Below are 11177 nucleotides of genomic sequence, written 5' to 3'. Positions count from 1 at the left end.
CTCGGTGTGAGTGCTAACGGCAGGTAGGTAAGCAGGCTGCGGCAAGCTGTCAACACTTAGGGGAGAGAGAATTTTCGCCAAAACAGGGCATATTTGGCTGTAAGCAACGTCGGCCATTCTCGTGAAGTGTTATCTAAGGGATTCGCGCGCGGCCTGACACCCCATTTATGGCGCGAAAAAAGGAGCACAAAATCGAGGCAGAATCGATCTAGACCAGTGTCCTAGCCCAGCACATCGCCCCAATCCCTTAGCCCCACCTGCCCCAAAGCAGACAGGCGATAGACACCCTTTTCAACCTTGTCGAACCAGCCATAGTGGTTGTCGCGCATGATCGTTGTCGCTTGCGGCACACCGGTGGCCTTAGCGACCAAAGCCCCCTTTTCGGCACCCGCTTCGGCCAGATAAGCGGCACATTTGAGGGCGTCAGAGCGATAACCGGTGACCAGCCCATGCCGCGTGGCGCCGCCTGTGTTCGGATCGCCCTCTAGACGTGCAAATTCCTTTAGCAGCCGCGCTTGGCGCTTGGCACTTTTGCGCGGTGCGTACGGGCCCGGATCACAGTGCACCTGCACTAACCCATCGGACAGCCGGATCGTAATCACCCCCAACCCCAGCCGACGCGCCAAACTGATGTTCGCCTTAAGGCTGGTTTGCCACCGTTTTCCCTGGCCACGCGGCACGGCGACATAGACCGTATCCGTGATGCCCAAACGTGCGATCCCCTGATGGAACAGCGACAATGAAAACGCGGCCTTTAGCTCAATAACAACAGGCGGCTCCGCCCTCCGCACCGCAACCACATCTGCCGCACCGACCTCGGATTTCACGACATAGCCCTGCCCTTCCAGAAAGGTTTTGACGGGCGCATAAAGCTCTGTTTCACGGATGGTTGCCATGGCCGAGTTACCGCGCAGCTTGGCCAAAGTGTCAAGCAGCTCTGTGCCCGCGCCCGCCCCGCGACGCCTTGGCTTCGTGACAAGACACGCGCGCCCTGATACTCCCGCGCCAACCTCATTTTTGCAACGGACAGAACCTATGACAACGCTCGTCTTCGGCCACAAAGCACCTGATACCGACTCTACCGGATCGCCCATTATCTGGGCTTGGTACCTCAACCAGATCAAAGGCGTAGACGCCAAACCCGTCCTGCTGGGTGAGCCGAACACCGAGGCCTTGTTCATGCTGGACCACTGGAAACTGGACAAACCAGAGATCATCGCAGACGTCGCTGACGACCAGCCCTGCGTGATCGTGGATACCAATAACCCCGCCGAACTGCCCGCCAACATCAACGGCGCAGACGTCCGCGCAATCATTGACCATCACAAACTGGTGGGCGGGCTAGAAACCAAAGGCCCCATCGACATTCGGATCGAACCGCTGGCCTGTACCGCAACCATCATGTGGAAAATGATCGGCGATGATCTGGCGCAGGCGCCCAAGGCGATCAAGGGTGCGATGCTGACGTGCATCCTGTCCGATACGCTTGAATTCCGTTCCCCCACGACGACCCAAGAAGACAAAGCCATCGCCTATGCGTTGGCCGAGGATCTGGGCGTAGATATTTCTGAATATGCCGCAGCGATGTTTGCTGCAAAATCCGACGTCTCTGCATTTTCGGACGCTGAATTGTTGCGCATGGACAGCAAAGAGTACGAAGTCGCAGGCACCAAGTTCCGCGTATCTGTCCTAGAGACCACTGCGCCTGACGTCGTGCTGGACCGCAAGGCATCTATCATGGAGACAATGACCAGCGTTGCGGCTGAGGACGGTGTCGATCAGGTTCTGCTTTTTGTCGTTGATATCCTCAACGAGCAAGCCACGATGCTGATCCCGAACGATCTGACAAAGGCCGTGGCCGAGAAAAGCTTTGGCGCGACGGTTGAGGGTGACGCGGTTATCCTGCCCGGCGTTATGAGCCGCAAAAAGCAGATCATCCCGAACCTCGCTGTCTAAAATATGAGACATGATCCATTGCCGGGCAGCTCGCCCCGGCAATGGATATCCCGCAGGGGTTGAACCTAGCTAGGCGTAGGCCCCGCGCACCGACCGCACCCAATTGATGCAATCACGCAGCCCGGCCAGCGTGACTGGCTTGGGCAAATGTCGGTCAAAACCCGCATCAACGTATGTTTCGACCTGATGTTTCAGGACATTCGCACTGCATGCAATCAGCGGCAACCGACCAACGGCATTCTCTTGTTCAAGCGCGCGCCACTCTTGGGCGAATTCGGTGCCGGACATGACGGGCATTTTGATATCGATGAAACCAGCATCGAACGTCTGTTTCCGCACTAAATTCAGCCCCTCTAACCCATTATTGGCAAAAACCAGTTCTGCGTTCATGTGACCGAGAAGGGCTTTGAGAACCATTTGGTTCATCTCATTGTCTTCGACGACCAAAATCTGAAGCGGATCCTTAGCCTGCTTATGTGCATGGTACTCCGTAGTCTCTTGGGAGGCCTGCTTCGAGCTTTGGACCACGAAAGTCGCATCGAAGGTCGCCCCGCCACCCGGGGTATCGCTGAGTACGAGGTCGCCGCCATGCAACTGACATAGCTGTCGCGCAATTGGCAGACCAAGACCTGCCCCGCTCTCGCCTCGCCCTGTGACAACGTCTCCCTGTGAGAACCGCTCAAACACCGGACCCTTTAGGGCCTCGGGGATACCCGGCCCCGTGTCCACAACAGACACCCGCAATGTATGCGCCCCCGGCGTTACCGCTTGCTGTAGGTAGGCTCGGACCTCAACGGTGCCTTGGCCTGCGTATTTGATAGCATTGCTGACCAAGTTGCCAATCACCTGCCGGATGGTCCGGCCCGAGGCCATCACCTGGTCCGGAAGCGTTTGATCCCCTATGGTGACAATCTCCACCCCCTTGTCCCGCGCCATACATTCGAACAAAATTGCGGCTTCATGCACCAATTCAAACGGGGCCACCGGCGCCATTTCAATAGTCGTGGTTCCAGCTTCGATCTGCGCCATGTCGAGCAAGTCGTTCAGCAGCGTCAACAATGCGGTCGCGGAGCGATTGATCACCGCCACTTGGCTGGTTGCTTCGATCGGCAGGTCCTGCATCACGAGGGCTTGGGCCATACCCAAAATCCCATTCATAGGGGTCCGGATTTCGTGACTTATCCGTTCTAGGAATGCGATTTTGGCTTGTACCGAGGCCTCTAGATCGGTGCGGGCATCCATCAATTCCTCGACGGTGCCGCGTAGCAAACCCTCGGCTTCATGCAATGCGGTAACATCCGAATGCACACCCAGCATCCGATCTGTCGTGCCGCTAACATCACTCAGCCCAATAAAGCGACACCGCATCCACACCCACTTGCCAGTCTCACCGTGCTTAAATCGCACGACCTGTTCATGCGATTGCGTGGCATCCGCCAGATGAGCCTGAAAACCCGCATTCACTTTGCCCAAATCATCTGGGTGAACGATATCCTGCCAAGACGGCTTCTGGGGCTGGGCATCTGGATCATAGCCGAGGGCGCGCCAAAACCCATTCGACATCCAACCCTCGTCGGGGGATGCAAGTTCTAGGTAAGATATCCCATCACCCCCGGCCTCCATCAGGAAATCGAGGATTTCCCCGCCTGCGCCAAGCCGCTCGTACAGTTCGTGTTGAAGATAGTGCATCGCAATCGTCCCCTAATCCATGGAAACGTCCTCCCCCTGAACAAGTTACCATTGCGTTAATGCGGGAAATTATCTTTACCCGTGTGTAACTCGCGTCATGTGAGGAAATCTCAGCGAACACAGGCTCTCCATGACCCAAATTATCTCCGCGCTTTCTGATATCTCGACACGCTACAAAGCGATGTTCGTGGACCTTTGGGGCTGCGTGCATAACGGCGTCGTCCCCTTCCCCGAGGCCGTCGCTGCATTGCAAGCCTACCGCCGCGCCGGTGGCATTGTGGTTTTGGTCACCAACTCACCGCGTCCTCGCGCCAGTGTGGCCACGCAACTGGCTCAGATCGGCGTGCCTGTTGATGCCTATGATACCATCGCTACATCCGGTGACAGTGCCCGCGCGGCGATGTTCCAAGGGGTCGTGGGGCGCAAAGTTTATCACATCGGCCTGCCGGATGAGGGCGGGTTTTTCGAACCCCTCGCCCTTTTGGATGAACCGGTTCAAATTGAACGCGTTAGCCTTGATGAAGCTGAGGGCATTGTTTGCACGGGGCCTTTCGATTCGCTGGCGGATCCGGCCATAAACCGGCCCGCATTTCTGGCCGCAAAAACCAAAGGGCTGAAACTGCTCTGCGCCAACCCCGATATCATCGTTGACCGTGGAGAGGTCCGCGAATGGTGTGCAGGCGCGTTGGCGCAATTGTACACGGAAATGGGGGGCGAAAGCCTGTATTTCGGCAAGCCCCACCCCCCGATCTATGATCTGGCCCGGCGACGGCTGGCACAAATTGATGATGTCGCAGACAGCGAAATCCTTGCCATTGGGGATGGCATCGGCACGGATGTATCGGGCGCGCTTGGTGAAGACCTTGATGTGTTGTTCATCAGTGGGGGGCTGGCCGCACGCGAAACAGGTACCGGCACAACCGGCGGTCCAGAGGCATCAAAGCTGGCGGCGTATCTGACGGATCACCAAAGTGAGCCGCGCTACACAATCGGTATGCTCCGCTGATCGGCCCCAAATTCGCACCGCAATTAAATTGCCCCAAATACGCAAAAATTGTCGCATTATTGCTTTCTGCATTGCAGCATGGCCTGAAATAGTCTAGCACGACTATGAAGAAGGAGAGAGCCCATGCTCGACAACATGCCCCGCGGAACGATCTGTATCGAAGATATCGAAATCGGTATGTCGCGCTCTTTGCGCAAAGTGATCACCGATCGCGATATCGAGCTTTTTGCCGAGGTCTCGACTGATCATAATCCAGTGCACCTTGATGACGATTACGCGCGCGACACCATTTTTGAAGGTAGGATCGCCCACGGCATGCTGACAGCGGGCCTGATCTCGGCTGTCATTGGCGAGCAATTGCCCGGTCACGGCACTGTTTATCTGGGGCAAAGCCTCAAGTTTCTTGCCCCCGTCCGCCCCGGCGACATGGTGAACGCGGTTGTAACCGTCACGGACATGGATTTGGGAAAGCGTCGTGTAACGATGGACACCCATTGTGAGATCGACGGCAAGAAAGTCCTCAAGGGTGAGGCAATCGTTCTCGCGCCATCGCGGAAATTTGACTGACCCTACACGGCTTGCATGACCCGGCTCACGCGGCTAGGTCACGCTCATGGATATACTCCGGGAATATCAAAACATTCATGCCAGTCACCGAGGCGCTTCGGTGGCTATTGGCAATTTTGATGGGGTCCACCTTGGACATCAGAAAGTCTTAGATTTAGCCCGCAAAGGCCCCGGCCCCTTAGGGGTTTTGACGTTCGAACCTCACCCGCGTGAAGTATTTTTCCCTGACGCCCCACCCTTTCGGCTGATGTCGGCGACGGCACGGGCAAATCGACTGGCAAAGTTAGACGTGAAAACGCTGTTCGAGTTGAGCTTTAATTCGGACCTATCCAGCCTAACCGCGCGTGAATTCGCCAAATCGGTCCTCGCGGATGGGCTTGGCCTATCCCGTGTCGTGGTCGGTGCGGATTTCTGCTTTGGCAAAGGGCGCGCAGGCGATGTCGCAGCCCTCAAGGACTTTGGCGCTGAGTTCGGCTTTGAGGTCATCGTTGCCGATATCCTGCAGGGTGACACCGGCGCGGCAGTATCCTCAACCAATATCCGCAGAGCCCTAAGTGACGGCAATCCCCGCGCGGCGGCCGCTATGTTGGGCCACTGGCACCGCGTGGACGGCCCCGTTGTGCATGGTGAAAAACGGGGCCGTGAGTTGGGCTTTCCAACCGCGAACATGAACCTCGACGGCCTGCATCTGCCGAAACTAGGCACCTACGCCGTTCTTGTTGACGTCCTAGAGGGACCCTATGCGGGCAGCTACCATGGCGCGGCTTCGCTTGGTGTCCGTCCTATGTTCAACGGCTCGGTTCCCAACCTTGAGACTTTTTTGTTCGACTTCAAAGGCGATCTTTACGGCACACCGCTGTCGGTCGGCTTGGTTGATTTTCTACGTCCCGAGCAGTCATTCGACGGCATTGACGCCCTGATCGCCCAAATGGATGCCGACTGCCAACAGGCCCGTGCCATCCTACGGGACATGTAGCCATGCAGTTCTGGGAACGCCCCCTCAACAAGCTCTCGCAAGAGGAGTGGGAATCGCTCTGCGATGGGTGCGGTAAGTGCTGCCTCAACAAACTAGAAGACGAAGACACCGGCGAAGTCGCATTCACTCGTATCGCATGTCGGTTATTAGATGATGCAACCTGCCAATGCGCCCAGTACCCGATCCGCAAACAATTTGTGCCCGAATGCGTGGTTCTTACCCCAAAAACGCTGCCGGATGTGGCGTATTTCATGCCCCAAACCTGTGCTTATCGGCTGCTATATGAGGGCAAGCCGCTACCCGCTTGGCACCCTCTTTTGACCGGTGATGCGGACAGCGTCCACCGCGCAGGCGTGTCCGTGCGCGGCTGGACAATCCCAGAGTTTGAAGTCGATGAAGAAGACTGGGAAGATCACCTAATCGATGAACCATTGGGTCACGACGCACCAACCCAGCAAGACGAGTAGCTGCCATGAACCTCAACTTCGCCTCTGACAACACGGGACCCGTTGCCCCAAAGATCATGGAAGCGATGCTTGCGGCCAACACCGGCGGGGCCATGCCTTATGGCAACGATCCCTCGATGGACAAAGTGACAGCAGGCATCCGACGCGCGTTTAACATGCCCGAGGCGACGACCCTGCTGGTCACCGTGGGCACGGCTGCAAATGCACTGGCACTCGCGACGCTCGTACAGCCCTATGAGACCGTTTTTTGTCACCGGGCCTCTCATATCGAACTGGATGAATGCGGCGCGCCAGAGTTTTATTCCGGCGGCGCTAAACTGACCCTTGTGGACGGGGCGGATGGAAAAATCTGTCCCCACAACTTGCGCGCAGCGATTGATCGCGTGGGCACCGACCTCCATTCAATCCAGCGAGGGGCGCTTTCGCTGACGAACCTCACGGAATTGGGCACGATCTACACCCTAGATGAGCTGCGCACGCTCACGAAAATTGCGCGCGAATATGGGCTTTACACGCACCTTGATGGCGCGCGTTTTGCCAATGCTTGCGCGGCCCTTGGCTGCACCGCAGCCGATATGGCGCAAGGGTTTGACATAATCTCATTCGGGGGCACCAAGAACGGCTGCATGGGGGTAGAGGGCATCGTGATCCGAGACCCTGCCATGGCGCAACAGGCCCAGTTTCGGCGCAAACGTGCGGGGCATCTGTGGTCCAAAAACCGCTTTCTTGCGGCACAGATGCAAGCCTATTTGCACGATGATCTATGGCTTCAGCTGGCGGCACAGGCAAATGCAGCGGGCCAGCGTCTGGCTCAGGGCCTACGGAAAATCGGCGCACGGCTTGAGGCTGATCCTGCGGGCAACATGATCTTTGCACGGCTGCCAAAACAGGCGCACGACCGCGCGTTTGCAGGTGGCGCCCAATACTCCCTGTCGGACGACAACGGCGATAGGATCCTTGCACGGTTTGTCTGTGACTGGTCCAAGACTGAAGACGAAGTGGACGCCCTGTTAGCCCTGCTTCAGGGTAAAGATGCCCAAAACGCCGCGACCTCAGCCGCCACTGCCTGAGGCGCGGTGACGGGCAACATATGGCGCCCTTCACCCACGACAGACCGCACGGTGACGTTTGGCAGAAGCTCGCGCAAACCTTCACAAATCGACGCCATTACGGGTAGTTGTTGATGCGCCTCCTGCTGAAGCACCAAGACAGGCACCGGGCACGTCCGCAACTGTGGTAGTAGGCCGTGCTTATCATGCACGACGGCGGGTTCAGTTGCAGCAACGAGCGGGATCAACCGCAGGATCGTCTTGCGCAGGTTAGTGGGTAAATCTTCCCACGCAGCACCAGTGCCCCAATGTGCGTGAAATTCAGCAGCCGCAGTGCCGTCGCGCCCTGCTTCAAGCGCTCGGCTCACGACCTCCATCGCATTTAGGTAATCGTCTAGCGCCGCACCGCTTGCCACCGCAAACAAGGCGGGCTCAAATATAGTCAGGCTGCGCACCTGTTCAGGTCGCGCAACCGCGACATGCAGGGCCACCGTTGCACCAAGACTATGACCAAACACATCAATGGGTTCATCCGGCATGGCCGCAAATGCAGCGTCGACGGCTTGTTCCATATAGTCCCGGCTTTCCACCCACGGAGGACCCCGCCGGTGACCGGGCAGCCCGGGCGCAATACTCTCGCGCCCAAGGGCCTCAGCCAATGGGGCCATTGCCGCACCATGCATGAACATCGCATGTAACGCCAACAGCGGCCGCGTCATTCAGAGCGTTCCGAGATAATGATCCAGATCGGAAATCCGATCTTGGCCCCAAAACGGCTCATCCCCGACAATAAAGAAAGGCACGCCAAACACATCGCGGCGCACGGCTTCTTCGAGGTTAGCTGCGTATTCCTCAGCCCCTTCCAAGAGGCCTGCATTCACCAAGCCCCGGTCAAAGCCTGCGGCCTCAAGCGCGTCAGCGACGACAGCATCGTCTGCAACATCCTTTTGCTCAGCCCAGACCGAGCGCAAGATGCCTTGCACCAATGCTCCCAGATCCCCACCGCCTGCTTTTTGTGCGGCGATAATTGCGTAGCTTGAAGGCGCTGGGTTCGTGGGCCAATGCGCAGGTTTCAGATTAATTGCCATATCTTGCTGCGCGGCCTGACGGCGCATCTCAACCAAGCGGTAAGCTTGCCGCGCGGGATGCCGATCCTTGGGCGCTTGTCCACCGGTCCGAGTGAAAAGTGTCATGGTATCAAGTGGCTTATAGGTGATGGTAGCCCCATGTTTGGCGGCCACATCCTCTAGGCGGGTGCCTGTCAGGTAGGTGTAAGGCGAAAGCGTAGAGAAGAAGTAGTCTATATGGGCCATGCTGGCCTCCCTGCTTTGGTTTGCCCGAACACTAGGCCCGTGCTAGGCGGTGTCAACGTCATCCGGGCGCGAGTCGCTAATAGACCGCGCCTCCTCGAAAGGCCCTGCCATGCCCGCGCAAGATCCCAAACTCATCTCCGGAAACGCTAACCCTGAATTGGCCGCATCAATCGCCAAGCGCATGTCGATGCACCGCGGAATGACCGTTGGTCTCGTGGATGCACGGGTTGAGCGGTTTAACGACGGTGAGATTTTCGTCGAAGTATATGAAAACGTACGCGGCGAGGATATGTTCATCATCCAGCCGACCTCAAACCCGGCCAACGACAACCTGATGGAACTGTTGATCATTGCCGATGCGATGAAACGCTCTTCGGCCCGCCGTGCGACCGCTGTGATCCCCTACTTTGGCTACGCCCGTCAGGACCGCCGCACCAAGGCGCGCACACCGATTTCGGCCAAGCTGGTGTCGAACCTGATCTCCCAGTCCGGGATCGAGCGGGTTTTGACAATGGACCTACACGCGGCCCAGATCCAAGGCTTCTTCGACATTCCGGTCGATAACCTCTATGCCTCACCGATCTTTGCGCTCGATATCATGCACCACTTTGCGGGCAATATGTCGGACGTCATGGTCGTGTCCCCCGATGTCGGCGGCGTGGCCCGCGCGCGCGAACTAGCGACCCGGATCAAGGCCCCTCTGTCCATCGTCGACAAACGCCGCGAAAAACCCGGTGAGATTGCTGAGATGACCGTGATCGGCGACGTGCGCGGTAAGAAATGTATCATCGTGGATGACATCTGTGACACGGCAGGCACCCTGTGCAAAGCTGCAGAGGTCCTGATCGAAGCAGGCGCTACCGAAGTGCACAGCTACATCACCCACGGCGTGCTGTCGGGCCCTGCGGTTGAGCGGATCACCAACTCGGTGATGAAGTCGCTGGTTATCACAGATTCGATCCAAGCCACTGATCCCATCAAAGCCTGCCCGAACATCCGCATCGTGCCCACCGCACCGATGTTTGCCCAAGCGATCCTAAATATTTGGAACGGCACGTCAGTGTCTTCGCTATTTGATACAGCGACCCTGGAGCCAATCTATGAGCCGCTCTATCCCCGTGGAATGACCGGCCTCGCGGCGGAATAAACCCGGCTGAAAATAGTCAAAAATTAGACAGCCCCGCGTCCCATACGGCATGCGGGGCTTTTTTGTTTCAGCATCCGCCCAAAGAAAAACCCCCGCTCATAAGAGCGGGGGTTTTGTATTTTTAGCGAGGGTAGCTTGCTTAGACGTTCAGAGCCGCCCGTGCTGCCTGCATGTCCGAGACCACCTTGGCAGCCTCATCCGAAGAGCCAGCAGCCTCAGCGTCGGCGATCAGGGTGTCCATGATCGCGCCCGTGACTTCGCTCACGGGCATAGCCTGTTCAGCCAGAACGGACGTGGCCGTCGGAGTAATCTCCGCGAAACCACCAGTCACGAGGTACTCATCCGCGCCAGAGGCCGTGATGACCCGTAAGATACCGGGGCGCAGCGTTGTGATTGTGGGAGCGTGATCGGCCATAGCCGTCATGTCCCCATCCGCGCCTGGGATCTGGATGTCGGTCGCCTCGACGGAAGCAAGCTTCCGTTCTGGCGAAACGAGATCAAATTGGAGCGAAGCGGCCATGATCAGGCTGCCTCCGCTGCCAGTTTTTCAGCTTTCGCTTTCACTTCTTCGATGCCACCAACCATGTAGAAGGCGCTCTCGGGGAGGTGATCGTACTCGCCAGCCACAACCGCTTTGAACGATGCAATGGTGTCCTCAAGAGGAACCTGCACACCGTCAGAACCGGTGAAGACCTTCGCCACGTCGAACGGCTGGGACAGGAAGCGTTCCAGTTTACGCGCACGCGCCACGGCCAGTTTGTCCTCTTCGGACAGTTCGTCCATGCCGAGAATGGCAATGATGTCTTGCAGCGACTTGTAACGCTGAAGCACCTGCTGAACGTCTGTGGCGACTTTATAGTGCTCATCACCGATGATCAGCGGATCCAGCAGACGCGACGTGGAACCGAGTGGGTCCACAGCCGGGTAGATGCCTTTTTCCGAGATCGAACGGTCCAGAACGGTCGTCGCATCAAGGTGCGCAAACGATGTTGCAGGTGCAGGGTCGG

13 protein-coding genes are annotated in these 11177 nt (G+C 57.6%); 7 read left to right on the top strand and 6 right to left on the bottom strand.

Translation table 11 applies throughout. From position 1 onward, the window contains the following. Window positions 1–221: 221 nt before the first annotated feature. The gene (locus tag AC4GMC_RS13795; RefSeq protein WP_487877905.1) at window positions 222–896 is read right to left on the bottom strand and encodes a DUF2161 domain-containing phosphodiesterase; all 675 of its coding nucleotides are present in this window, start codon (window positions 894–896) and stop codon (window positions 222–224) included. A gap of 139 nt (window positions 897–1035) precedes the next feature. Here AC4GMC_RS13795 and AC4GMC_RS13790 point away from each other — a divergent pair, with 139 nt between their 5' ends. Continuing rightward, a complete protein-coding gene (locus AC4GMC_RS13790; protein ID WP_487877906.1) occupies window positions 1036–1956 on the top strand; it encodes a manganese-dependent inorganic pyrophosphatase in 921 nt (306 codons plus the stop codon). A gap of 69 nt (window positions 1957–2025) precedes the next feature. Here the strand turns inward: AC4GMC_RS13790 and AC4GMC_RS13785 are convergent, their stop codons facing one another. After that, window positions 2026–3645, bottom strand: a complete 1620-nt coding sequence (locus AC4GMC_RS13785) for an ATP-binding protein (protein ID WP_487877907.1) — start codon at window positions 3643–3645, stop codon at window positions 2026–2028. A 130-nt stretch (window positions 3646–3775) separates the two neighbouring features. Here AC4GMC_RS13785 and AC4GMC_RS13780 point away from each other — a divergent pair, with 130 nt between their 5' ends. From AC4GMC_RS13780 to AC4GMC_RS13760, 5 genes are all read left to right on the top strand, one after another. Then, entirely contained in the window at window positions 3776–4651 is an 876-nt protein-coding gene (locus AC4GMC_RS13780; RefSeq protein WP_487877908.1) for a TIGR01459 family HAD-type hydrolase, read from the top strand. A 123-nt stretch (window positions 4652–4774) separates the two neighbouring features. After that, entirely contained in the window at window positions 4775–5218 is a 444-nt protein-coding gene (locus AC4GMC_RS13775; protein ID WP_038007880.1) for a MaoC family dehydratase, read from the top strand. Between the two features lie 46 nt (window positions 5219–5264). Further along, entirely contained in the window at window positions 5265–6194 is a 930-nt protein-coding gene (locus AC4GMC_RS13770) for a bifunctional riboflavin kinase/FAD synthetase (protein WP_487877041.1), read from the top strand. A gap of 2 nt (window positions 6195–6196) precedes the next feature. Further along, window positions 6197–6661 carry a YcgN family cysteine cluster protein gene (locus tag AC4GMC_RS13765; protein WP_487877042.1) on the top strand — a complete coding sequence of 155 codons (465 nt, stop codon included), beginning with the start codon at window positions 6197–6199 and terminating at the stop codon, window positions 6659–6661. Window positions 6662–6666: 5 nt separating this feature from the next. Then, window positions 6667–7731: a threonine aldolase family protein gene (locus AC4GMC_RS13760; RefSeq protein ID WP_487878919.1), complete on the top strand. Its 1065-nt coding sequence runs from the start codon at window positions 6667–6669 to the stop codon at window positions 7729–7731. Here the strand turns inward: AC4GMC_RS13760 and AC4GMC_RS13755 are convergent. Together AC4GMC_RS13755 and AC4GMC_RS13750 are read right to left on the bottom strand one after the other, a co-directional pair. After that, window positions 7683–8429, bottom strand: a complete 747-nt coding sequence (locus AC4GMC_RS13755; RefSeq protein ID WP_487877044.1) for an alpha/beta fold hydrolase — start codon at window positions 8427–8429, stop codon at window positions 7683–7685. The genes AC4GMC_RS13760 and AC4GMC_RS13755 overlap by 49 nt on opposite strands. Next, complete coding sequence (locus AC4GMC_RS13750) at window positions 8430–9023, bottom strand: DsbA family protein (RefSeq protein WP_487877045.1); 594 nt, start codon at window positions 9021–9023, stop codon at window positions 8430–8432. 109 nt (window positions 9024–9132) lie between these two features. On the opposite strand from AC4GMC_RS13750, the gene AC4GMC_RS13745 reads away from it, so the two are divergent. Then, the gene (locus AC4GMC_RS13745) at window positions 9133–10170 is read left to right on the top strand and encodes a ribose-phosphate pyrophosphokinase (RefSeq protein WP_487877046.1); all 1038 of its coding nucleotides are present in this window, start codon (window positions 9133–9135) and stop codon (window positions 10168–10170) included. A 139-nt stretch (window positions 10171–10309) separates the two neighbouring features. Here the strand turns inward: AC4GMC_RS13745 and AC4GMC_RS13740 are convergent, their stop codons facing one another. Both AC4GMC_RS13740 and AC4GMC_RS13735 read right to left on the bottom strand, forming a co-directional pair. Further along, window positions 10310–10690: a F0F1 ATP synthase subunit epsilon gene (locus AC4GMC_RS13740; RefSeq protein WP_487877047.1), complete on the bottom strand. Its 381-nt coding sequence runs from the start codon at window positions 10688–10690 to the stop codon at window positions 10310–10312. 2 nt (window positions 10691–10692) lie between these two features. Beyond that, a partial coding sequence (locus tag AC4GMC_RS13735) for an ATP synthase beta subunit C-terminal domain-containing protein (protein ID WP_490367020.1) occupies window positions 10693–11177 on the bottom strand: 485 nt, incomplete at its 5' end.

It is taken from the genome of Thalassobacter sp. (assembly GCF_982993085.1).
Note: the sequence above shows the minus strand (reverse complement) of the source record. Positions and strands in the feature narration are given on the sequence as shown.